General features: G+C 69.2%; 21 protein-coding genes and 3 tRNA genes. 10 read left to right on the forward strand and 14 right to left on the reverse strand.

The window, feature by feature from the left end:
* Genes LH076_RS03710 through LH076_RS03725 form a run of 4 tightly spaced genes read right to left on the reverse strand, consistent with a single transcriptional unit; the run spans position 1 to position 3578 of the window.
* Positions 1-1641, reverse strand: a complete 1641-nt coding sequence (locus tag LH076_RS03710; protein WP_227782655.1) for a phospho-sugar mutase — start codon at positions 1639-1641, stop codon at positions 1-3.
* Positions 1595-2278, reverse strand: coding sequence for a lysoplasmalogenase (locus LH076_RS03715; RefSeq protein WP_227782656.1), 684 nt, complete (start codon positions 2276-2278; stop codon positions 1595-1597). Before LH076_RS03715 ends, LH076_RS03710 begins: the two co-directional genes overlap by 47 nt.
* A complete protein-coding gene (locus tag LH076_RS03720) occupies positions 2278-3093 on the reverse strand; it encodes a purine-nucleoside phosphorylase (protein ID WP_227782657.1) in 816 nt (271 codons plus the stop codon). The genes LH076_RS03715 and LH076_RS03720 overlap by 1 nt, the downstream gene beginning before the upstream one ends.
* Positions 3094-3125: 32 nt before the next feature.
* Positions 3126-3578, reverse strand: a complete 453-nt coding sequence (locus tag LH076_RS03725; protein ID WP_227782658.1) for a gamma-glutamylcyclotransferase family protein — start codon at positions 3576-3578, stop codon at positions 3126-3128.
* Between the two features lie 36 nt (positions 3579-3614).
* Here LH076_RS03725 and LH076_RS03730 point away from each other — a divergent pair, with 36 nt between their 5' ends.
* The 6 genes from LH076_RS03730 to LH076_RS03755 all read left to right on the forward strand — a co-directional run bounded on the left by LH076_RS03730 (position 3615) and on the right by LH076_RS03755 (position 10837).
* A complete protein-coding gene (locus LH076_RS03730) occupies positions 3615-4565 on the forward strand; it encodes a nitroreductase family protein (protein WP_227782659.1) in 951 nt (316 codons plus the stop codon).
* A gap of 48 nt (positions 4566-4613) precedes the next feature.
* Positions 4614-6011, forward strand: a complete 1398-nt coding sequence (gene lpdA / locus LH076_RS03735; protein ID WP_227782660.1) for a dihydrolipoyl dehydrogenase — start codon at positions 4614-4616, stop codon at positions 6009-6011.
* Between the two features lie 454 nt (positions 6012-6465).
* Positions 6466-6993 (forward strand): hypothetical protein, encoded by a 528-nt coding sequence (locus LH076_RS03740; RefSeq protein ID WP_227782661.1) that lies wholly within the window; start codon positions 6466-6468, stop codon positions 6991-6993.
* 1 nt (position 6994) lies between these two features.
* A complete protein-coding gene (locus LH076_RS03745; protein WP_227782662.1) occupies positions 6995-8056 on the forward strand; it encodes a hypothetical protein in 1062 nt (353 codons plus the stop codon).
* A gap of 41 nt (positions 8057-8097) precedes the next feature.
* Complete coding sequence (locus tag LH076_RS03750; protein WP_227782663.1) at positions 8098-9507, forward strand: NAD(P)H-quinone dehydrogenase; 1410 nt, start codon at positions 8098-8100, stop codon at positions 9505-9507.
* A 103-nt stretch (positions 9508-9610) separates the two neighbouring features.
* Positions 9611-10837: a SpoIID/LytB domain-containing protein gene (locus LH076_RS03755; protein WP_227782664.1), complete on the forward strand. Its 1227-nt coding sequence runs from the start codon at positions 9611-9613 to the stop codon at positions 10835-10837.
* A gap of 48 nt (positions 10838-10885) precedes the next feature.
* Here LH076_RS03755 and LH076_RS03760 read toward each other — a convergent pair whose 3' ends face one another.
* The 4 genes from LH076_RS03760 to LH076_RS03775 all read right to left on the reverse strand — a co-directional run bounded on the left by LH076_RS03760 (position 10886) and on the right by LH076_RS03775 (position 13715).
* On the reverse strand, positions 10886-12655 hold the full coding sequence (locus LH076_RS03760) for an acetyl/propionyl/methylcrotonyl-CoA carboxylase subunit alpha (protein ID WP_415753313.1): 1770 nt from the start codon (positions 12653-12655) through the stop codon (positions 10886-10888).
* A 97-nt stretch (positions 12656-12752) separates the two neighbouring features.
* On the reverse strand, positions 12753-13361 hold the full coding sequence (locus LH076_RS03765) for a Maf family protein (RefSeq protein WP_227782666.1): 609 nt from the start codon (positions 13359-13361) through the stop codon (positions 12753-12755).
* A gap of 1 nt (position 13362) precedes the next feature.
* Positions 13363-13435: transfer RNA gene (locus LH076_RS03770), tRNA-Leu, on the reverse strand.
* Positions 13436-13460: 25 nt separating this feature from the next.
* Complete coding sequence (locus LH076_RS03775; RefSeq protein WP_227782667.1) at positions 13461-13715, reverse strand: DUF3618 domain-containing protein; 255 nt, start codon at positions 13713-13715, stop codon at positions 13461-13463.
* A gap of 49 nt (positions 13716-13764) precedes the next feature.
* Here LH076_RS03775 and bcp point away from each other — a divergent pair, with 49 nt between their 5' ends.
* Positions 13765-14244: a thioredoxin-dependent thiol peroxidase gene (gene bcp / locus LH076_RS03780; RefSeq protein WP_227782668.1), complete on the forward strand. Its 480-nt coding sequence runs from the start codon at positions 13765-13767 to the stop codon at positions 14242-14244.
* 3 nt (positions 14245-14247) lie between these two features.
* On the opposite strand, the gene LH076_RS03785 is transcribed toward bcp, so the two are convergent.
* Together LH076_RS03785 and LH076_RS03790 are read right to left on the reverse strand one after the other, a co-directional pair.
* Complete coding sequence (locus LH076_RS03785) at positions 14248-14856, reverse strand: class F sortase (RefSeq protein ID WP_227782669.1); 609 nt, start codon at positions 14854-14856, stop codon at positions 14248-14250.
* A 17-nt stretch (positions 14857-14873) separates the two neighbouring features.
* Positions 14874-16277, reverse strand: coding sequence for a hypothetical protein (locus LH076_RS03790; RefSeq protein WP_227782670.1), 1404 nt, complete (start codon positions 16275-16277; stop codon positions 14874-14876).
* A gap of 153 nt (positions 16278-16430) precedes the next feature.
* On the opposite strand from LH076_RS03790, the gene LH076_RS03795 reads away from it, so the two are divergent.
* A complete protein-coding gene (locus LH076_RS03795; protein WP_227782671.1) occupies positions 16431-18074 on the forward strand; it encodes a long-chain fatty acid--CoA ligase in 1644 nt (547 codons plus the stop codon).
* A gap of 50 nt (positions 18075-18124) precedes the next feature.
* Here LH076_RS03795 and LH076_RS03800 read toward each other — a convergent pair.
* The 4 genes from LH076_RS03800 to orn all read right to left on the reverse strand — a co-directional run bounded on the left by LH076_RS03800 (position 18125) and on the right by orn (position 20628).
* Positions 18125-18197, reverse strand: a tRNA-Lys gene (locus LH076_RS03800).
* A 45-nt stretch (positions 18198-18242) separates the two neighbouring features.
* Positions 18243-19811, reverse strand: a complete 1569-nt coding sequence (locus tag LH076_RS03805; protein WP_227782672.1) for a phytoene desaturase family protein — start codon at positions 19809-19811, stop codon at positions 18243-18245.
* Positions 19812-19864: 53 nt separating this feature from the next.
* A tRNA-His gene (locus LH076_RS03810) sits at positions 19865-19940 on the reverse strand.
* A gap of 40 nt (positions 19941-19980) precedes the next feature.
* Positions 19981-20628 (reverse strand): oligoribonuclease, encoded by a 648-nt coding sequence (gene orn, locus LH076_RS03815; RefSeq protein ID WP_227782673.1) that lies wholly within the window; start codon positions 20626-20628, stop codon positions 19981-19983.
* Between the two features lie 66 nt (positions 20629-20694).
* Here orn and LH076_RS03820 point away from each other — a divergent pair, with 66 nt between their 5' ends.
* Together LH076_RS03820 and LH076_RS03825 are read left to right on the forward strand one after the other, a co-directional pair.
* Positions 20695-21183, forward strand: a complete 489-nt coding sequence (locus LH076_RS03820; protein ID WP_227782674.1) for a MauE/DoxX family redox-associated membrane protein — start codon at positions 20695-20697, stop codon at positions 21181-21183.
* Between the two features lie 5 nt (positions 21184-21188).
* Positions 21189-21908, forward strand: coding sequence for a DsbA family protein (locus LH076_RS03825; protein ID WP_227782675.1), 720 nt, complete (start codon positions 21189-21191; stop codon positions 21906-21908).
* Positions 21909-21923 lie beyond the last annotated feature (15 nt).

Here is a 21923-nt window from a genome sequence, read left to right on the forward strand (position 1 = left end):
TCAGAGCCCGAGGGCCGCCTCCATGTCGGCCTTGAGCTCGGCGAGCTGCTGGGCCGCCGACGCTCGCGCCTCGGCGATCGAGCCGGTGACGGGGACCTTCACCTCGAGGTAGCACTTGAGCTTCGGCTCCGTGCCGCTCGGGCGCACGATCACACGCGCCGCGTCGAGGTCATAGCGCAGGCCGTCCGTCGCGGGCAGCTCATCCGTGCCGACGGCGAGGTCCGTCGCGGTGGTCACGGCCCGCCCGGCAAGCGTCGTCGGGGGAGTGGCCCGCAGCCGTGACATGGCGTCGGAGATCAACGAGAGGTCCGAGACCCGGACCGACAACTGGTCGGTCGCGTGCAGTCCGTAGTCGCGCGCGATCTCGTCGAGCTGCTCGGACAGAGAGGAGCCGAGTGCCTTGAGCCGCGCGGCGAGGTCGGCGATCAGCACCGCCGCGCTGATGCCGTCCTTGTCCTTCACGTGCACCGGGTCGACGCAGTAGCCCAGTGCCTCCTCGTAGCCGAAGGCCAGCCCCGGCAGGCGTCCGATCCACTTGAACCCCGTCAGCGTCTCCACGAACGGCTGCCCCGCCTCGCGGGCCATCGTGCCCAACAGGGACGAGGAGACGATCGAGTTGGCGTAGGTGCCGCTGACGCCGCGGGAGAGCAGGTCGTGACCGAGCAGCGCACCGACCTCGTCGCCACGCAGCATCCGCCACCCCTCCGCATCCGGTACGCCGACGGCACACCGGTCCGCATCGGGATCGTTGGCGATCACGACATCGGCGCCCTTCTCGCGAGCCAGCGCGAAGGCGAGGTCCATCGCGCCCGGCTCCTCGGGGTTCGGGAAGGCGACGGTCGGGAAATCCGGGTCGGGCTCGGCCTGCTCCGGCACCACATCGACCGAGAGGAAGCCCGCGCGCACGAAGACCGCCCGCATCGTCTCCAGCCCGACGCCGTGCATCGGGGTGTAGACGATGTCGAGGGAGCGCGGGCCGCCCTCCGGGGGGACCTGGCCTGTCTGAGCGATGTAGTCCAGCCAGACCTGCGGGTCGATCAGCTCACCTCTGTCGCCACGCGGGACGTCGGCAAGCGCACCGACTGCCGTGATGTGGGCCGCAATCTCCCCATCGGCCGGCGGGACGATCTGGCAGCCGTCGCCGAGATAGACCTTGTAGCCGTTGTCCTGCGGCGGGTTGTGGCTGGCGGTGACCATCACACCGGCCGAAGCGCCGAGCTTGAGGATCGCGCTGGCCAGGACGGGGGTCGGCATCGCGCGGGGCAGTGTCAGCGCAGGGATGCCGGCGCCGGTCATGACCTCGGCGGTGTCCCGCGCGAAGACGTCGGAGTTGTGGCGGGCGTCGTAGCCGATGACGACGGGACCGGTCGCGCCCTGCTCGCGCAGATAGGCGGCGAGGCCGGCGGCGGCCCGGAGGACGACGACGCGGTTCATCCGGTTCGGCCCGGCTCCGAGCGCGCCTCGGAGGCCGGCGGTTCCGAACTCGAGGGTGCCGGAGAAGCGGTCCTCCAGGTCGGCGACCGCCTCGGCGTCGCCCGCCTCGGCCGACTCCAGCAGGGCGGAGAGCTCGGCGCGGGTGGCCGGGTCGGGGTCCTCAGCCAGCCAGGCTCGCGCGTTCTCCAGCAGCGGGGAAGTCGTCATGGACAGAACCTATCCGCAGCACTCGGACCACGCCGAGGGTGATGAGGAGCTGCGCGACGCAGTAGGTCGCCATGACCCAGAAGTCGTGCCCCGGTTGGGTCCAGACGTCGAACGCGTCCAGCGCGATCATGGAGTCGCTCACCATGAAGACCAGACCGCCGACCGCGCTCACCCGCGCGACGCCGGTCGTCAGGTAGGCCATCCCGATCAGCATCGCGCCGTAGATGAGCACCGCCGGGAAGAGGCCACCGGCCTGCGGCACAAGCACCGCCTCCAGTGCGATCCAGGCGACGACGTACGCCGGCAGCCAACGCCGCGCGGCACGAGCCCGCAACGGGAGGAAGGCAGCGATGTAGCAGGCCTGGGCCAGCAGGAAGCAGCCGATCAGGACCGGCAGCGCACTGTCGTCGTCCGGGAAGAAGGCCGGCAACGTGTCGCCGAGCCAGGAGAAGCCGAGGGCCGCGAGGACCAGTGTCCGCATCCGTCCCGCCGGCGTGGCCGCGACGAACCAGAGCGCCAGCAGCGGCATCAGCACTGCCTGCGTGACCCGCACCGCCGTGTCGGCGTCGGCTAGCTGGAGCAGGCAGTGCGCGACCGTCAGCGCGACGTAGGGGACCAGCAGCAGGGGGCGGGGCATCAGAGCTGCGGCACGATCTTCGCCAGCAGGTCGCCCATCCGCGTCGCCGCGGCACGGCCGGCGTCGATGACCTCCTGGTGCGAGAGCGGCTGGTCGCTGATGCCGGCGGCCAGGTTGGTGACGAGCGAGATGCCGAGGATCTCCATGCCCGCCTCGCGTGCGGCGATCGCCTCGAGCGCAGTGGACATGCCGACGAGGTCGCCGCCGATGATCCCGGCCATCCGCACCTCGGCAGGGGTCTCGTAGTGCGGGCCGGGGAACTGGACGTAGACGCCCTCGTCCAACGACGGGTCCAAGTCACGCGCGATCGAGCGAAGGCGTGAGGAGTAGAGGTCGGTGAGGTCGACGAAGTTGGCACCGACCAGGGGCGAGGCGCCGGTCAGGTTGATGTGGTCGCTGATCAGCACGGGGGTGCCGGGGGACCAGGCGGGGTTGAGGCCGCCACAGCCGTTGGTGATGACGATCTTCCTCACGCCTGCCTGGGCCGCGGTGCGGATCGGGTGGACGACGGCCTCGACGCCCTTGCCCTCGTAGTAGTGCGTGCGGGCGAGGAACGCGAGCACGTTCAGATCCCCGGAGGGGCCGGGGATGCGGATCGAGCGGATCTTGCCCGAGTGCCCCGCGACCGCCGCGTCGGAGAAGCCGGGCAGCTCCGCGCGCTCGAACTCGGCGTTGACCGAACCCGCCTCTGCGAGGCGGTCGGCGGCGGGAAGCCAGCCGGAGCCCAGCACGAGGGCGGTGTCGTGGGACTGGACGCCGGTGATCTCGGCGAGCTTCGCGGCGGCGTCGGAGGCAGAGGAGTACGGGTCGCTCACGCGCGGAACGCTATCGCGTTCGCGCGCCGATTTCAGAGGCCGGTCGAGCGACAGGGTCGGTGACGCAGCTCCGTCACGTAGTCGGCCGGCGCAGCCGCCGCCTCGGCCGCATCCGCGAGGACGCTGAGCAGGTGGGCTGAGGGCAGGCCGCCCTCCCAGGCGTCGAGCACATACGTCCAGGCCAGTTCGTCGCCGGTCAGCGTCGAGACGCGGATCTTGGTGCGGCGGTAGAGGCCGGTGTCCAGCGCCTCCCACTCGTCCAGCACGCGCTGGTCGGCCGGGGTGACGTCGTACAACGCGACGAAGACCTGCGCGTCAGGGTCCTCGACGATGGTCGGCAGCGCGCCGTCCCAGCCGTGCTCCTCACCACCGAAGGTCAGCCGCCACCCGACGAGCCAGCCCGTCGTCTGCAGGGGAGAGTGCGGACAGCGCACGCCCATGAGCGCCGGGTCGAGGTTGGCCCCGTAGGCGGCATAGAGCGTCACAGCGGAAGACTACGGAATTTCGGATACCCTCGCCCGGTGCGGTTCTGGAAGCGTCGACCATCCGATGAGGCGGGCGCCCTGGACCCCTGGGAGGACCTCCTCGAGGAGATGACCCTCGACGCGAAGCGGTACTTCGAGCACGCGATCCGCCCGGGCGGCAACGAGCGCTACTCCGAGCTCGAGGGGCGCCAGCTCGACGCCTCCGCGACGCGTCAGTACCACCGCATCGAGAAGGGTTTCTCGCTGCGCGCGACCAAGCACCCCTTCGGTAACAAGGCGATCCCCGCACTCAACCTCGTCCTCGAGAACCCGAAGACCGACCACGACGCCCTCTACGCCCAGGAGGCGCGGGCCGTCCTGACGGCACTGGAGCAGTGGAACGACGGGCAGGTCCGCGTCGACGACGTCGCACCGCGCGGCGACTCACTGCCGCAGAACCCGCTCGACCCCGAGACGCTCGCGCAGTTCATCACCTCGCGCCACAGCATCCGCCACTTCGAGGACCGACCCGTCTCGCGCGAGCTGGTCACCGAGGCCGTGCGCCTCGCCGGCTATGCGCCCTCGGTCTGCAACCGCCAGGGCTGGCGTGCCCACTGGTACGACGACCCCGAACGGATCGAGCACATCCTCAAGCTGCACAGCGGTTCGCGCGGGTTCTCCGACCGCATCCCCGGCCTTTTCGTGGTGACCTTCGACATCCGTGCGTTCGAGGACATGCTCGAGCGCAACCAGGGCTGGATCGACGGCGGCCTCTTCTCCATGACGCTGCTGCTCGCGCTCCACGGCCTGGGCCTCGGGGCGGTCCCGCTCAACTGGGCCAGCCGCAACCGTCGCAGCGGCTACCTGCGCAACCGTGGGGACATCCCGGACCACGAGAACATCGTCATGCTGATCGCCGTCGGCCACCCGGATCCGGAGCACCGCGTGGCGCGTTCGGCACGTCGCCCGGTGAGCGAGATTCTGCGGTTCGGAAACCCCGAACGCTGAGGGTCGGCCGGTCGTCGGTCGCCGCGGCCGCGCGACTAGGCTGGAGGCGTGACCCACTTCGATGTCCTCGTCCTCGGTGCCGGCCCTGGTGGCTACGTCGCCGCCATCCGTGCCAGCCAGCTCGGCAAGTCCGTCGCTGTCGTGGAAGACAAGTACTGGGGCGGTGTCTGCCTCAACGTCGGCTGCATCCCCTCCAAGGCGCTGCTCAAGAACGCCGAGCTCGCGCACACGCTGACCCACGAGAAGGCCAAGTACGGCATCGAGGGTGACGCGACCATGTCGTTCGGCCCGACCCACGCGCGCTCGCGCCAGGTCAGCGCCGGCATCGTCAAGGGCGTCCACTACCTGATGAAGAAGAACAAGATCACCGAGATCGACGGCTGGGGCACGTTGACCGGTCCGACCGGGATCGACGTCAAGGGTCACGACGGCACCACCACGTCGTACACGTTCGACAACCTCATCCTCGCGACCGGCGCCACCGTGCGCCTGGTCCCCGGGGTGACGCTCTCGTCCAACGTCGTGACGTACGAGGAGCAGATCCTCACCGACCAGCTCCCCAAGTCGATCATCATCGGCGGCTCGGGCGCGATCGGCGTGGAGTTCGCCTACGTCCTCAAGAACTTCGGCGTCGACGTCACCATCGTGGAGTACGCCGACCGGATGGTCCCGACCGAGGACGCGGACGTCTCCAAGGAGCTCCTCAAGCACTACAAGAAGCTGGGCGTCAACGTCCTGCTCTCCACCGGCGTGAAGTCGGTCGTCGACAACGGCTCCTCCGTCACGGTCACGGTCGCTCCGGCCGCCGGTGGCGAGGAGCAGACCCTCACCGCCGACAAGTTCCTCGCCGCGTTCGGCTTCGCGCCGCGCCTGGAGGGCTACGGCCTCGAGGCGACCGGCGTCGAGACGACCGAGCGCGGTGCGATCAAGACCGACGAGTTCGGTCGCACCAACGTGCCGAACGTCTATGCCATCGGTGACGTCACCGGCAAGATGATGCTCGCTCACGTCGCCGAGGCCCAGGGCGTCGTCGTCGCCGAGGTCATCGCCGGCGAGGAGACCATGCCGGTCGAGATCGACTTCATCCCGCGCGCCACTTACTGCCAGCCGCAGATCGGCTCCTTCGGCTACAGCGAGCAGCAGGCGCGCGACAAGGGCTACGACGTGAAGACGGCGACGTTCCCCTTCTCCGCCAACGGCAAGGCCATGGGCCTCGGCGAGGGCGTGGGCTTCGTGAAGGTCATCGCGGACGCGAAGTACAACGAGATTATCGGCGCCGCCATGATCGGCCCCGACGTCACCGAGCTCCTCCCGGTGCTGACGCTGGCCCAGAAGTGGGATCTCACCGCCGACGAGGTGTCCCGCAACGTCTTCGCCCACCCGACTCTCGGTGAGGCGCTCAAGGAGGCCGTCGAGGGCATCGTCGGTCACATGATCAACCTCTGATCGGCTTCTCGCTCAGAGCTGGAGCGGGCCACGGGCGTGGCGCGTGAGGTGTACGCCTCCGCGCTGCGACGTGGCCCGCAGCGCTTTCCCTACGCAGCGGAAGGTGGGGACCTCGCCCGCGCGGACCCGGGAGCCGGTCCGGCTCGTCCTCAGCCCAGCCACCGCCGATCAGGTGCACGTCCATACCCAGGATCCTCGCAGGCCGGGCACCCCTCGCGTGGACTACGCCCGTTGGACCACCCTGTTGGACCACCCTGTTGGACCGGCTCCATCTGCGCGGACGACCCGCGCACCCCTGGGCTGGCGCCACGTCACAGGTGGCCCAATTGCGTGGTCCAACACGGTGGTCCAACAGGCGTAATCCGCGGATTCTTGGCGCGGTGGCCGGACGTCGGTCCACAGCCAGGCGTCGGGTTGGCGTAAAAGGTCGGCGGGGCCGCCTACGGTCCCGGCCATGATGATCTCGGAGCGGGAGGCCGCAAAGCGTCTCGGAGTGCTGGCAGGGCTGACCCGGACGCCTGCGCGACGGCTGTTACGCACCGGCATCGCCGGCGGAACGCCGTACGAGATGGAGCGGGTCGACGAGGTGGGGCGTAGGCGGATTCCGGACGATGGCCTTCTTCGGAACGTGACGACGATCGGTCTGCTGCAGCTCCGACTGGCCCCGGATCAGCTGTGGCGGACGGAATGGCCGGCCGGGCGGAAGCTCGATGTGATGCGTGAGGGCCGACCCACCGGCTTCGTCAGGCTGATCCAGCTCGTCGCGCTCGTGCGGCACCACGGTCCACTCCCCATGATCGCGACAGTCAGCGGATTCGTCGTCGGGACCGTGGTTCGCGCATCTGGAGAGTGCACGCTGGTGGTCGAGCCGTGGGGGCTCACCGCTGCAGTGGTACGAGGCTCAACTCTGGCGGGAGCGGGCGTCGTAGCTCGGCATACTTCCCCTCGTTGGAGCGTCGAGCTGTCTCTCGGAAGGAAATGACATGTCCACACGAACGATGAGGACCACGTTGGGTGCCTCGCTGGCAGTCCTGATGGCGGCAGGATCGGTGGTCGGGTTGACGGCCGACGTCCCGGCGCACGCGGTGATCCCGTCGCCGGTGACCGTCTTCGCGCAGGCGTTCGGGCCCTGGTCGGCGTCGAGCACTGCGCATCCGTGTGTTGCGTTCGGATCTGCTTCCGACTACGACACACGGATGGCGTCGGGCTCGGGGACGAAGTCGTTCGCGAATCAGAAGACCGACTATGCCCAGGCGAGCAGCGGCACGAGGCTCGCGCGGATCGACTCGAGCTCCTCAGGCAAGGTGACGGCCTCGGTCGGAGCGACAGGCCTTCGCTCGCTGGCGATCGACGCGGTCGGGAGCTCGACGGCCACACGCCTCGCTGCCGGGACGTGTGGTGACAACGGCGCGACTGCCCTGTCCTGGGCGAGTTCGCTCGCCGACGGCTCCTACAAGGTGAACAAGGCCGGCTGGCTCGATGTGACGGCGACCAAGCACTCGGGTGACTGGGCGAGCTTCACGGTGGACGTGGTCCGACCCGACGAGAGCTCCTTCTACCCGCGGCCGTACGGCGACCTCTCCGGGACGGAGCATGTCAGGGCCTACATTCCGGCCGGAAGCCTCGTCGAGGTTCGGGCTGAGGCGACAGGAAGCATCGCGCTCATGGGCACCGCGTCGAGCGCGAAGGACGTCGCCTCCGTCTCGATCCGTGCGACGGTCGGCCTGGCCGGTGCTGCAGCGAGCGGCGAGGCGGGTGCGGCGAAGGCGAAGACCGCGGTCGTGCTGCCCACGACGGTCGCCTGCTCCGGCAGCACGAGCCGCGCTGGGAAGGCCCAGGTCGCGCTGACGAAGTATGCGAAGAAGAAGGCCGCCTCGGCGACCATCACCGTCAACGGCAAGGTCAAGAAGCGGATCGCGAAGGTCCGGGCGAAGTCGTACGGCGTCGCCCTCCCCGCCACGGGCGCGATCACGATCAGGACCAAGCTCAAGCTCAAGTCGGGAGCCACCGTCGCAGTGAAGCGTTCCTACTCCGCCTGCCACTGAGGCGATTCCGGCTGCGGCAGCGGCCCTGCGAGAATGGCGCCATGACCTCTGTGGTGATCATCGGTGGCGGCCCTGGCGGATACGAGGCGGCGCTGGTCGCGAATCAGCTGGGCGCCCAGGTCACGGTGATCGACCGGGACGGGCTCGGCGGCAGCGCTGTGCTGACCGACTGTGTGCCGAGCAAGACGCTCATTGCGACGGCGGAGGTCATGACCGACATGGCAGCGGCGCCGGAGCTGGGCATCCACTTCCGTGACTCCGAGGGCGACACGGCGACCAACGTCGTGGCCGACCTCGCTCAGGTGAACGCGCGCGTCAAGCTCCTCGCCGCCGCGCAGAGTGCCGACATCGAGGGCCGCCTGACCCGGCGCGGCATCCGGATCATCAAGGGAACCGGCCGGCTCGGCTCCGGTGCGGGCAGGGGCGGTGGCGACGTCATCGCGACACTGGCCAGCGGTGCCGAGGAAACGGTGCACGCCGACGCGGTACTCATCGCGACCGGTGCGCACCCGCGCGTGCTGGCGACGGCGCAGCCCGACGGCGAGCGGATCCTGACGTGGGAGCAGGTCTACGGCCTCACCGAGACGCCGACGCACATGATCGTCGTCGGCTCGGGTGTCACGGGCGCGGAGTTCGCCAGCGCTTACCTCGCCCTCGGCATCGAGGTCACCCTCGTGAGCTCCCGCGATCGAGTCCTCCCCGGCGAGGACGCGGATGCGGCCGGCGTACTGCAGGACGTGCTCGAGCGGCGCGGCATGAACATCCTCAGCCAGTCCCGCATGCAGGGCGTCACGCGCGACGGCGACACGGTCACGGTGACGCTCTCGGACGGCCGCACGGTCACCGGCTCGCACTGCATCCTCGCGCTCGGCTCCGTCCCGAACACCGAGGGCCTCGGCCTTGAGGAGGCCGGCGTCAAGCTCGACGACGGCGGCTTCATTCTGATCGACAAGGTCAGCCGTACGACGGCTCCCGGTGTCTATGCCGCCGGCGACTGTGTCGGCGGCTTCATGCTCGCCTCGACGGCCGCCATGGCCGGCCGGATCGCCATGCGCCACTTCCTCGGTGACGGCGTGCAGCCGATGGACCTCAAGCAGATCGCCTCCAACGTCTTCACGAGTCCCGAGATCGCCACCGTCGGCTGGTCGCAGGCTGCGGTCGACAATGGCGAGGTGCAGGCCGAGGTCGTGAAGCTCGACCTCCAGGGCAACCCGCGCGCGAAGATGCAGGGGATCAAGGACGGCTTCGTGAAGCTGATCGCCCGCCCCGGTTCTGGCGTCGTGATCGGGGGAGTGGTCGTGGGGCCGCGCGCAAGCGAGCTGATCCACCCGATCTCGCTCGCCGTCGCCGCCAACCTCACCGTCGACCAGGTCGCGAACACCTTCACGGTCTACCCGTCCCTGAGCGGCTCCATCGCCGAGGCGGCGCGCCGTCTGCATCAGGTCGGCTGAACCACACCGTTGTAGTTCGACGGCTTATACCTCGGGACCTTGCCAAAGGACCCGCGACACTCCGTAGACTCCCAGGAGTTTTCAACTTCCTCAGGAGTCACACATGCCTCGCCTGTCTCGCGCCACGCCCTTCAGTCACGCTGTAGCCGGGCTGTTGCTGGTGACAGCGGCGGTGCTCGCGCTCGGTCCTGCCGACGCCACCACGAAGACGATCGGCGTGAAGCTGGCGGTTCCCAAGGGCGCCAAGCTGGCCCTCACGGGTCACGGCTACGGCCACGGCCGGGGGCTGTCGCAGTACGGCGCCGAGGGAGCCGCTCGGCAGGGCCGGACGGCGGCGCAGATCCTGAGCTTCTACTACCCGGGCACGGCGATGTCGAAGGTCGGTGGCAGCCTCACGGTGCTCATCGGCCCGGACACCACGCCCGACACCGTCGTCAAGGCACGGTCCGGTCTTGTCGTCCGCACCTCGAACGGCGCGAAGACCTGGAACCTGGCCGCCGCGCGGCCGACCGCGACGCAGTGGCGGCTCAACCCGCTGAGCGCGACGAAGACGGCCATCGGCTATCGCATCGGCTCGGCGCGGTGGAAGCGACTCGGCACCTCGACGTCGACGCTGGAGTTCTGGGCCGGTGGCTCACCGATCACCCTCGTCCTGCCGGCGAGCGCAACCGCCTACCGCGGAGCGCTCCGCAACGCCCCGTTCAACGGCAGGGACCATGACACGGTCAATGTCGTCGGCCTCGAGGACTATCTCAAGGGTGTCGTGGCCAGTGAGATGCCGTCGAGCTGGAAGCCCGCAGCGCTGCAGTCCCAGGCGATCGCCGCCCGCACATACGCCGCCTACAGCCGTGCGCATGCCGCGAAGAGCCGCCAGTACCAGATCTGCGACTCCACCGCGTGCCAGGTCTACAAGGGTGTCGCGGGGGAGACCAAGGCGACCAATGCGGCCATCGCCGCGACCGCCGGACAGATGTTGGCGTACGCCGGCCAGCCGGCCTTCACGCAGTTCAGCTCCTCCAGCGGCGGCTGGACGGTGGCCGGCTCGGTCGCCTACCAGAAGGCGCAGGCCGACCCGTACGACGCGTGGGCCGGCAACAGCCAGCACACGTGGACGGTCAAGATCGACCCGAAGAAGGTCGCCGCAGCCTGGCCGGCCCTCGGCACCTTGACGAGCCTGCAGGTCCTGGCCCGTGACGGCCACGGCGACTGGGGCGGCCGGGTGACCAAGGTGCAGCTCACCGGCACCAAGGGTCAGGTGAAGGTCAGCGGGGACAGCCTGCGCAGCGCGCTCGGTCTGAAGTCGACCTACTTCGACGTCGCCGTCAGCTGAGACGACGAAGGGGCCGAGGCGTTCGCCTCGGCCCCTTCGTCGTGCGGCTCACTTGATCTCGCAGATGACCTGACCGTTGGAGACGGTGGCGCCGACCTCGGCGGTGAGGCCGTTGACGACCCCCGCCTTGTGCGCCTTGAGCGGCTGCTCCATCTTCATCGCCTCGACGACGACCACGACATCGCCCTCGGCGATCTCCTGGCCCTCCTCGACGGCGATCTTCACGACGGTGCCCTGCATCGGGGCGGTCACGGCGTCACCGGACACGGCGGCGCCGTGCTTCTTGGCAGCGCCGCGCTTCGGCTTCTTCGCCGCACCGGCGGCGGGACCGGCGGAGAGCCCGCCGAGGCCGGCCGGGATGACGACCTCGAGCCGCTTGCCGCCGACCTCGACGACGACGGTCTGCTTCTCGCTCGCCTCGTCAGCCTCACCGGCGTCGCCGGCGTACGGCTGGATCTGGTTGTCGAAGTCGGTCTCGATCCACTGCGTGTAGACGTCGAACGAGCCCTCGCCGGACGGGTTGGAGGGGCCGACGTACGCGGGCTCCTTCACGACGGCCTTGTGGAACGGGATGACCGTGGGCATGCCGTCGACGATGAACTCGTCGAGGGCGCGGCGGGAGCGCTCGAGCGCCTGGGTGCGGTCACGACCGGTGACGATCAGCTTCGCGATGAGGGAGTCGAACGAGCCCGGGATGGTCTCGCCGTTCTCGTAACCGCCGTCGACGCGGACGCCGGGACCCTGCGGCGGGTTCCAGGCGGTGAGCGTGCCGGGGGCCGGCATGAAGTTGCGGCCGCCGTCCTCGGCGTTGATGCGGTACTCGATCGAGTGGCCGATGATCTCAGGGTCGCCGTAGCCGAGCTCCTCACCGGCGGCGACGCGGAACATCTCGCGGACGAGGTCGATGCCGCTGACCTCCTCGGAGACGCAGTGCTCGACCTGGAGGCGGGTGTTGACCTCGAGGAACGAGATCGAGCCGTCCTGGGCGACGAGGAACTCACACGTGCCGGCGCCGTAGTACCCGGCCTCCTTGAGGATGCGCTTGGAGGACTCGTAGAGCTCGGTGACCTGCGCGTCGGTCAGGAAGGGCGCTGGCGCCTCCTCGACGAGCTTCTGGTTGCGACGCTGCAGCGAGCAGTCGCGGGTGGAGACGACGACGACGTTGCCGTGCTGGTCGGCGAGGCACTGGGTCTCGACGTGGCGCGGCTTGTCGAGGAACTTCTCGACGAGGCACTCACCACGGCCGAAGGCGGTGACGGCCTCGCGGACGGCGGACTCGTAGGCGTCGGGGATCTCCTCGAGGGTGCGGGCGACCTTGAGGCCGCGACCGCCACCGCCGAAGACCGCCTTGATGGCGACGGGGAGGCCGCTCGCCTTGGCGAATTCGACGACCTCGTCGGCGTCCTTGACCGGGTCCTTGGTGCCCGGGGCCAGCGGGGCGTTGGCGCGCTCGGCGATGTGCTTGGCCTTCGCCTTGTCGCCGAGGGCCTCGATGGCTGCGGGCGGCGGACCGATCCAGATCAGGCCGGCGTCGATGACCGCCTGCGCGAAGTCGGCGTTCTCGGCGAGGAAGCCGTAGCCGGGGTGGACGGAGTCGGCGCCGGACTTCTTGGCGGCGTCGATGATCTTCTCGATGCTCAGGTAGCTGTCGGCGGGCGTGGCGCCGCCCAGCGAGTAGGCCTCGTCGGCGAGACGTACGAAGAGAGCGTTGGCATCCGGCTCTGCGTAGACGGCGACCGACCCGATCCCGGCGTCCTTCGCGGCGCGGATGACGCGGACGGCGATCTCGCCGCGGTTCGCGATCAGGACCTTCTGCAGGGGCTTGCTCAACGTAACTCCTTCGTTAATCCGAACCCGCCAAGACTAGGGGGTCCCGGGTACCTCATGTGTGTGGCCGGCGTCACACTGGGCGGGTTCAGTCTGGCTGAACGTTCCAAAGGTCGTTCCACCGGTGTCCGAGCTTGATCACCATGCGGCGCAGCGCGGGGAGGCTCAGGCCGACGACGTTGTGGAAGTCGCCCTCGATCTTCCAGATGAAGGCACCGCCGATCCCGTCGACGGTGAAGGCACCCGCGACCTCGAGGGGTTCGCCGGTGGCGACGTACGCCTCGATCTCGGCGTCGCTGACCTCGGCGAAGTGGACGACGGTCTCGCAGGTCTCGCGGGTCATCTTCCGAGAGGCGGTGTCGATGAGGGTGTGGCCGGTGATGAGGCGGCCCGACCTTCCGCGCATCGCCCTCCAGCGCTGGGTGGCGACCTCGGGGGAGTGCGGCTTACCCAGCGCCTCACCCTTGAACTTCAGGACCGAGTCGCAGCCCAGGACGAGGGCACCCTCAGGCACGTCGTCGCGCTCGGCCACGGCGTGCGCCTTGAGCGTCGACAGGTTGAGCGCGAGCTGCTCGGGCTCCTGTCCCCTGAGTTGGTCCTCGTCCACCCCGCTGACGATCACCACCGGCTCGATCCCTGCGTTCCGCAGGGTGCTGAGGCGCGCGGGGGACTGCGAGGCCAGGACGAGCGTCGTCATGTGCGCTCGGTGAGATTCGAACTCACACTGGCCGCGACCTAAACGCGGTGCCTCTGCCGTTGGGCTACGAGCGCGTGGCGCTCAGTCTAGGGAGGGCCCTCAGCGGTGGGCGAAGCGGCGCAACACGAGGATCGTGCCGACGACGCCGCCGATGATGCCGACCGTCTTCAGGATGTTGTCGACCTTGGGCTGACCGGTGGTGGGGTCGACGTACGCCGCCTTGACCGCTGCGATCTGGCGCGAGGCGATCGTCTTCGGGCTCGACCGGTAGAGCAGCTCGTCGATCGTTCCCGCGAGGCGCTCGCGGATCTCGTCCATCTCGGTCTCGAGGTGATTGGCGCTGTCCTTGGTCATGGGCGTCAACCTATCAATGCCGGGAAGTCCCGCCCACTAGGTTGGAGCCATGACATCGCGCCTTGAGATCGGGGACGCCGCGCCCGCCTTCACGTTGACCTCCGACGCCGGTGAGGAGGTGTCGCTGGACGAGCTCGTCGCCTCGAGCAGGGGCGGCAAGGTGATCGTCTACTTCTACCCCGCCGCGATGACCCCGGGCTGCACCAAGCAGGCGTGCGACTTCACCGACTCCCTCGATGCGCTCACGGCGCAGGGCTACGCCGTCGTGGGCATTTCGCCGGACAAGCCGGAGAAGCTGGCGAAGTTCCGTGAGCGGGATGGCCTGACCATCACGCTGCTCTCCGACCCGTCGAAGGAGACGCTGATGGCGTGGGGAGCGTTCGGCGAGAAGAAGCTCTACGGCAAGGTCGTCGAGGGCGTGATCCGCTCCACCTTCGTCGTCGATGGCGACGGCAAGATCGAGTACGCCGCCTACAACGTCAAGGCCACGGGCCACGTCGCCAAACTGCGCAAGGACCTCGGGATCTGAGGATCAGGCCTTCAGCTTGGCGAAGACGACCGTGTTGGTCTCGTAGTACGAGCCGTTCCAGTCACTGCACGTGATCAGCACCAGGCGGCCGTCGCCACGGTCCTGGGCGAAGAGCTCCTTGGAGTGCTGGGAGAGCTCCTTCTTGGAGTACACGACCTTGCTGGTGACCGCGTACCGGATCGTGCCGCGCTTGGTGACCACGTCGACCTTGTTGCCGCGCTGGAGCTCGCCGAGGTTGTTCATGCTGGCACCGCCGGTGTGGAGCGTGTGCCCGGTGATGACCGTCTGCCCCTGGGCGGCACCGGGCTTGGCGCTTGCGTTCCACCAACCGACCTCGAGGTAGTCGCGAGGCGGGTCGAGGGACTTGTTGACCATCGCGATCGGGACGACGGGAGCGTCGATCTTGAGCGCGGGCATCAAAAGCTTCATCGGCGCACCGGCACTGAGCTCGGCCTCGGTGTAGGAACGCACGCCGTGGTCGACCGCAGCCGCGGACGGCCCGCTCGGAACGAGGAACGCCCCGATCACGGAACCTCCAGCCAGCACTCCTACGAGGAGCTGGAGGCCCGTGATCGAGGCGATCAGGTAGCGGGTGAGCTTCGTCCGCTTCACGGCTCGAACGATACGGATCAGTGGTGACGCAGGGCGCGGCGGAAGCCCACGACACCGGCGCCCGTACCGACGACTGCCAGCCCGGCAAGCGCGGCGAGGGCCAGAGCGGACGGACCGTCCTCGAGCGAACCGATACCGGACTCAACGGTGGTCGGCGTGTCCGAGCTGGAGGTGGACGTGGTGGTGGTGCTGTCGTCGGTGTCCACGGCGGTGGTCGTCGTCCCGACGCGGGTGTTCGGGCCGCAGATGACGTGCGCGGCGGTCAATCCGACCAGCGAGCTGTTGTCCGGCGTGAAGGCCGACGCCGCCGGCAGGACCTGGAGGTCGAGGGCGGTGACGTCGATCGTGCGGCCGCTGTCGCGGCGCTCCACCTTGTTGAGCGTGCCGTCGAGGACGTTCTCCTCGAGCGGTGCCAGCTGCGGCTCGATCACGGAGATCAGGTTGTCGTTGAGGGCGTCGACGAGAGTGGTGATCCCACCGTTCACCTGGCTGATCACCGGGTCTAGCTGGCTGGTGATCGTGTTGCCGGTGACGGCGCCGGTGAGGGCACCGGTCAGGGCCTCCTCGACGGCGGTCACAACCTGGTCGAGGTTGGTCAGGACCTTGACGTTCTCGCCGGTGCCCAGCTGGACCGGGATCGTCAACGGACCGCCCAGCGCGGAGGGCAGGCCGACGGTGAGACCCAGGCTGGCAACGGTGCCGGCGCCGGTCGCGGTCGTCGGCGTGGCCTGGCAGCTCGAGTAGACCGCGCCGAGGTCGAGGCCGACGGAGATGCCGGTGGCGGTGAGCAGCGGCGCGAGCACCTGGGTGGAGACCGGGCCGAGGACCGCCTGAAGCAACTCGTCGACCGTGGCCGTGGCCGGGTCGAGGGCGGTGCCGATCTGGTTGAGGAGATCCTGGAGTGTCGCGGCTTGCGGGATAAGTGTGGAGAGGAGCGTGGACCCGTTGGCGCCGGCGCTCACGTTGCTGAGGAGCTGACCCTGGGTCAGGGTGACATTCGACAGGTCGATGTTTCCGGCGTCCAGGCTGAGGGCGCTGCCGCCCGTGAGGCAGGAGGCGCCCACACCGGTGGACACCAGACTGCTGCCCGACCCGGCGATTGAGGCGCAGGCCGCGGAGAGACCGTTGCTGCCGCTGATCGAGGTCTTCGCATCCTGGGAGGCGGTGCCGGCCGTCAGCAGCGTCTGGTTCGAGAGCGCGTTCAGCGTGGGGCTGTTGGAGCCGCTCGTGGTCTCCGTCGTGCCGTCGTTCTGCGCGGCGTACGTCCCCGTGCTGATCACCTGCGAGGCGATGTTGGCCGTGAGGGCATTGGCCGTGCCCTGGGCCACCGGAGCGGCGGCGAGAGCCGGGCCCGCGGCGAGCAGTGCGAGCGAGGCGGCCGCCGTGACGGCGCCGGTGCGGATGAACAGACGGTGGGACAAGGGGACTCCCTGGAGCGAGGATGTGATGCCACACACCCCCCGAGGCGTGACAGTGGACACCGGGACAAACGTCCCGGAGGTGGAGAAGTTACGGCGAAGAAGAGGTAGATGCGGGTGGCGACTCCATTGTGACGCGGCTCACAAGTTGGCACCATGGCCCGTATGGATGGCTTGATGCAGGACGTTCCGCTGACGGTGACCTCGATCCTGGCGAGGGCGGAAAGACTCTTCCCGACCCGCGAGGTCGTCACCAAGACGGCTGCCGGGATCGAGCGGGCGACCTATGCCGACCTCGCCCGTGAGGTACGCCGACAGGCCGCTTCCCTGGACCGGTTGGGCCTGTCCGCGGACGCCCGCGTGGCCAGCTTCGCTTGGAACACCTTCCGCCATCTGGCGCTCTACTACTCGGTCGCCGGGACCGGACGGGTGCTGCACACCGGCAACATCCGCTACTTCCCCGAGCAGCTGATCTACACGTTCAACCACGCCGAGGACGAGGCGGTCTTCGTGGACCGCTCCCTCCTGCCGCTGATCAGCCCGCTCCTCGACCAGCTCACGACGCTGAAACACGTGGTCGTGATGGACGACGGTGTCCCGAACCCGTTGCCGCCGGACCCCCGTGTCATCGCCTACGAGGAGCTGCTGACCGAGGAGGAGGCCGACCTGGAGGGCCGGGTCACCGATGAGCACCAGGCCGCCGGCATCTGCTACACCTCGGGCACCACCGGCCACCCCAAGGGCGTCGTCTACAGCCATCGCTCGCAGTGGCTGCACGCGGTCTCGTCGTTGACCTCCTCGAGCTTCGGCATGAAGGACAGCGACCGGATCCTCCCGGTCGTGCCGTTCTTCCACGCGAACGGCTGGGGCTTGGCGCACTCCCCGCTGATGGGCGGAGCGAGCCTGGTCCTGCCCGGGCCCGACATGTCGCCGGCCGGGATCACCTCGTTGATGGAATCCGAGCGTGTGACGGTCGCCGCCGGCGTACCGACGATCTGGATGGGTGTCGCGCCGCTCCTCGCCGACCACGACCTCAGCCATCTGCGCACGGTGATCTGCGGCGGTTCGGCCGTGCCGCCGTCGCTCTCGGAGGCGTGGCGATCGGCGATCGGCATCCCGATCACCCAGGCCTGGGGCATGACGGAGATGAGTCCGCTCGGCTCGATCTGCCAGCCCCGGGCCGAGGTCGAGGCGATGAGCGAGGCCGAGCAGATCGACATCCGGGCCACCGCCGGCTTCATGGCGCCCGGCGTGGAGATGCGGATCGTCGAGCCGGCCACGCGCGAGGAGCAGCCCTGGGACGGCGAGGCGACCGGTGAGCTGGAGGTGCGCGGGCCGTGGATCGCGCGCCAGTACTACAGGACGCCTCTCGAAACCGGGCCCGGGGCTGACTTCTCTCCCGACGGCTGGCTGCGCACGGGCGACGTCGCCTCCATCTCCGAGCTCGGCTACCTCAAGCTCGTCGACCGCACCAAGGACCTGGTGAAGTCGGGCGGCGAGTGGATCAGCTCCGTCGCGGTCGAGAACGCGATCATGGGCCACCCCGCGGTCGCCGAGGCGGCCGTCATCGCGAGCCCGCACCCCAAGTGGGGCGAGCGGCCGCTCGCCTTCGCCGTCATCCGCGACGGTCAGTCCGTCTCGCGGGAGGAGTTGCTCGACTTCCTCGGCGAGCGACTCGGCAAGTGGCAGGTGCCTGACGACGTCGTCTTCATCGACGAGGTCCCCAGGACCTCGGTCGGCAAGTTCTCCAAGAAGACCCTGCGGGAGAAGTACGCCGGCTACGTGCTGCCCACTGCATAGCACCCCGACAACGCAGAAGGCCCGGTCTCTCGACCGGGCCTTCTGTTCCGTACGCCATCACGGACTCGAACCGCGAACCCGCTGATTAAGAGTCAGCTGCTCTGCCAATTGAGCTAATGGCGCATGTCTTTCGACTCGGAGAACATTACTCCCGCCCCGGTCAGGGACTCAAATCGGGGCGACGCCCCACGCTTCGAGGACGGCGTGGGCGGCGTTGTGGCCCCCGAGTCCCGAGACGGCGCCACCCCGGCGCGCACCGGATCCGCAGACCCAGACCGAGGCCGCGGCCTGCGGGACGCCCCAGCGGGCGGCGGGTGAGTCGAGTTCCTCGTCGTCCTCCGCCCAGGGCCAGGCGAGGTCGCCATGGAAGATGTGCCCGCCGGGCATGGCGAGATCGGCCTCGATGTCCTGCGGGATCTTCGCCTCGATGCAGTGCGTGCCGTCGGGCATCCGTGCGACGACCGTGTCGAGGGGATCGAGGAGGTGCTCGTCGAGCGAGGCGAGGGCGCGGCGCAGTGCTTCCGCACGGGTCTCCTCGGGCGAGGTCTCGAAGAGTGTCGAGGGCGTGTGCAGCCCGAAGTAGGTCAGCGTGTGCGTCCCGGCGGGGACGTCACCGAGGATCGAGGGATCGGTCAGCGAGTGGCAGTAGACCTCGCCCGGCAGACGGGTCGGCAGCCCACCGGCTGCCGCCTCACGCCAGGCGGTCTCGAGCTCCGTCATGGACTCACCGAGATGGAGCGTGCCGGCGAAGGCCACGGTCGGGTCGGCCCCGGACCGCAGTCGCGGTAGCCGGTCGAGGAGGACGTTGACCTTCAGCTGGGCGCCGACCGGCTTGGCCGGCTGCTCCTGTCCGAGCAGCCCGGCGAGGGTGTACGGCGCCACGTTGGCCAGCGTCAGACGGGCCTCGACCACACCGTCGGCGTACGAGACCAGAGCACCGTCCTCGGAGGAGGAGATGGCCGTGACGGGGCAGGAGGTGACCAGCTCGGCGCCCGCGTCGACGGCCGCACGGGCGAGGGCGTCGGTGACCGCGCCCATGCCGCCGACGGGGACTCGCCACTCGCCGGTGCCGTTGCCGACCAGGTGGTAGAGGAAGCAGCGGTTCTGGATGAGCGACGGGTCGTTGAGCGAGGCGAAGGTGCCGATGAGCGCGTCCGTCGCCACGACACCGCGGACGACGTCGTCGTGGAAGCGGCGCTCGATGGCGGCGCCGATCGGCTCCTCGACGAGGTCGCGCCAGAGCGTGGCGTCGACGCCTCCGCGGAGGGCCGAGGCGCGGGGGAGCGGGGAGGTGAGCGTCGGCGCGACCAGCTCGGCGAGCTCGCCGACGGACGCGTAGAAGTCCTGCCAGGCGACGTACTCCTCGTCACTGCCGGTGAGCTCGCGGAAGCCGGCGGCGGTGGCGGGACCCTCGGGGCGCTCGACCAGGAGCCCGCCGTCGACGCCGCCGCGCGACCACGGTGTGTAGGAGGAGGTGGTGCGCGAGGCCAGCTCGATGTCGAGGCCGAGGTCCTCGATGATCGAGGCGGGCAGCAGCGAGACGAGGTAGGAGTAGCGCGACAACCGCGTCGGCAGGCTGGGGAAGGCCTGGGCGGAGACCGCCGCACCGCCGACGTGGTCGAGCCGCTCGAGGACGACGACCGAGAGCCCGGCGCGGGCGAGGTAGGCCGCAGCGGTCAGGCCGTTGTGGCCCCCGCCCACGATCGCGATGTCATAGCGGGGACGGCTGGGTGACATGGGGCGAGCCTAGAGACAGCGAAGGCGCAGACCGTGCGGTCTGCGCCTTCTGATGGGGTGGATGACGGGACTTGAACCCGCGACAACCGGCACCACAAGCCGGGGCTCTACCAACTGAGCTACACCCACCATGCGTTGACCGAGGTCAACGACGAGGAAGCATAGGGGCTCAGTCCGTGAGGCCGGTAATCGACCCCGCATGCCGGGCGGCGATCGCCTTGGCCGTCTCGGAGTCCGGCCCGGGCGCGGGGACGAAGACAGCCTCGCGGTAGTACCGCAGCTCCTCGATCGACTCCTGGATATCGGCGAGCGCGCGGTGGTTGCCCCTCTTCGCCGGGGCGTTGAAGTAGGCCCGCGAGTACCAGCGCCGCGACAGCTCCTTGATCGAGGAGACGTCGATGATCCGGTAATGCAGGAAGGCCTCGAGCTCGGGCAGGTCACGGGCGATGAAGCCCCGGTCGGTGCCGACCGTGTTGCCGGCCAGCGGGGGACGGCTGTCTGCTCCGCAGTGGGCGTGGATGTAGTCGAGCACGATCGTCTGCGCCTCCTCGAGGGTGACGCCGGAGTCGAGCTCGTCGATCAGGCCGGACTTGGTGTGCATGGCGACGACGAAGGGATCCATCTGCGCGAGCGCCTCGGCCGGCGGCTTGATGATCACGTCCACGCCCTCGCCCAGGACGTTGAGCTCGGAGTCGGTCACGAGCGCGGCGATCTCCACGAGCGCGTCGGCCTCGAGGGAGAGGCCGGTCATCTCGCAGTCGATCCAGACGAGCCTGTCGTTGCGTTCGGCCCGGGCTGGCACTTCGTTCGTGGTCACGCCTCCGAACCCTACCGTCGGGCCGTGCTCAGGGTGCCCTCAGTGACGGACCCTAGGGTGGTCGGCGTGTGGGGATGGCTGGGTCTGGTGGCGCGCGCCGTCACCGGGGCCGTCTGGATCTGGGCGGGGTGTTCGAAGATCTCCCACCCGTACGCCGCCGTGCTGGCCGTCCGCGCCTACCAACTGCTCCCCGGGGGAGTCGCCGAGGTCATCGGCCACGTGCTGCCGACGCTGGAGGTCGTGGTGGGCGTGGCGCTGGTGGTCGGCGTACTCACGCGGTTCGTGGCCGCGATCAGCGCGCTGCTCTTCGTCGCCTTCATCGTCGGCATCGCGTCGGTCTGGGCGCGGGGCATCCTGATCGACTGCGGCTGCTTCGGCGGCGGCGGCTTCGACCCGCACGCGGCCGACAAGTACCCCTGGGAGATCGCGCGGGATGCGGCACTGCTGCTCTGCTCGCTCTTCCTCGTCGTCGTCGGGAACTCGCGGTGGTCCCTCGACCGACTCATCTTCAGGACCACCGCAGCCGGTGGGACCGGCACAGTCGAGGAGGACTAGGACTCATGGCCAAGGAAAGCCCCCAGGAGCGTGCCGCACGACTCGCGGCGGAGCGGGCGAAGCAGCGGGCGGCGGAGCGTCGGCGCAACATCCTCATGGTGGCCGCGGTCGTCCTCGTGATGATCGGCATCATCGGTGGCGGATTCGTGATCAGCCGGCTGACGAGCAGCACGCCCAAGGACTCGGCGGCCGCGGCCTCCGTCGGCTCGGTGACCATCGGCTCGGACAGCGCGCCGCACAAGGTCGTGATCTACGAGGACTTCCTCTGCCCCTACTGCGGTGAGCTCGAGAAGCAGACCCACGAGGAGCTCGCGACGCTGGCAGACCAGGGCAAGGTCCAGGTCGAGTACCGGCCGTTCAACCTGTTGCAGACCGACTACTCGCAGCACACGCTCGAGGTCTTCCAGGTGCTCGCCCACAACAGCACGCCCGAGGTCGCCAAGAAGTTCCACGACGCGCTCTACGCCGATCAGCCTTCTGAGAGTGCGTCGAGCTTCCCGAGCGTCGACGACATCACCGCGACCGCTGTCGCGGCGGGTGCCGACGAGGCCGACATCAAGGCCGCCCTGGAGAGCAGCGCGCCGAAGTGGGCCGACGCCGCGACCCAGGCCGCAGAGGACGCCGGCGTCCAGTCAACGCCGACGATCCTGCTCGACGGCACGGAGTTCGTCGGTGGCTCGGACATCGACTCCGAGGCGAAGGCGCTGCTCGACGCGGTCTCCTGAGGTGGTGAGCGCCTC

It is taken from the genome of Nocardioides sp. Kera G14 (assembly GCF_020715565.1).
GTDB lineage: Bacteria > Actinomycetota > Actinomycetes > Propionibacteriales > Nocardioidaceae > Nocardioides.